Genomic DNA, 1,027 nt, shown 5'->3' on the forward strand with positions numbered 1-1,027 from the left:
TCTTCCCCCCCCGCCGCCCCCCCGCCCACCACCGCGCCCCCCCCCCACGGCAGTTTGCGCTCCCCCGCTCAGCGCTCCCAGATCTTGAACGCCCTTACCTCGTACGGGGATTCGGGCACCCAGCTGCCGCCGCCCGGGTACGTGTCGAACTCACCGGTCTCGGCGCATTCCGCGCTCTGGTACGTGGTGACCGGCCGGCCGGTGCGATTGGCGAACGAGGCAGCGCTGACTCCGTCGGACAGCGCGATACAGCTCTCGATGTCGGTGCCGGACAGGTCGTAGGTCTGCCGTCGGCCGCCGAAGTCCGCCTGCGGCCAGAGGCACAGCCGGCCGACCGTGCAGTCGCCCGAGGCGGCAGCGGTGCGGCTGCCCGGTGCGGCGTGCGCGGCCGGGGCCCCGAGGGCGGACGGGGCGACGAGCACGGCGGCCAGTGCGGCGAGGCCGGTGATGAGGGCGGTGGTGTGGAACGTGCGGATGCGCATGGAATCTCTCCCCCGTGGAGTACGACGTGGCGTACGGCGCCGTATGAGGTCGCGCCGGACGGCGATGGCGTGCCGCGGCGGGCCGGATGCCCGCGGCGGGTTCGAGACCGAGCTTGGCGAGCGTGCGGCGCCGTTGCCAAGGCCGTGGCGGAGAGGCCACCCGGATCAGGTATGGGGACGGGCGGGACCGCTCGAAGCGGGGCGGTGGTACGCGCTGTTGACGTGCGCCTCGGCGGCGAGGCGGCCTGCGGAAACCGTTCTCCGGGGGCGGGGCCGCAGAGCGCTCGGCACGGCCCGCATGCGGTCCTCGAAGGCGCGGGGCCGGTTCCCGGGACCGTTCATCCGGATGAGGGATTCGGCGGTCCGGCGGAGGCCGGTCAGCACTGGGCATCCGGCGGACGGGCCATGCGGCGGGCCGGGACGGCGGGTTGACGCGCGGACCATGCGAACGGCGCGCGGCCGGCCGAGGTACCCCTCGGCCGGCGGTCGGGACGAGGTGACCGGAAACCGGGCGTTCATCCTGCTGATGGGTGTCACGGTCATCA

1 protein-coding gene is annotated in these 1,027 nt (G+C 74.3%); it reads right to left on the reverse strand.

Annotated features, from left to right (window positions below):
* Window positions 1-68: 68 nt before the first annotated feature.
* Window positions 69-482, reverse strand: coding sequence for a peptidase inhibitor family I36 protein (locus tag AB0I10_RS41280; RefSeq protein ID WP_363157868.1), 414 nt, complete (start codon window positions 480-482; stop codon window positions 69-71).
* Window positions 483-1,027 lie beyond the last annotated feature (545 nt).

Source organism: Streptomyces sp. NPDC050636, assembly GCF_040654775.1.
Classification (GTDB): domain Bacteria; phylum Actinomycetota; class Actinomycetes; order Streptomycetales; family Streptomycetaceae; genus Streptomyces.

Bases quoted from the DNA above. Each gene is read 5' to 3' on its own strand.
- AB0I10_RS41280 (WP_363157868.1), bottom strand. From the start codon at position 482: ATGCGCATCCGCACGTTCCACACCACCGCCCTCATCACCGGCCTCGCC.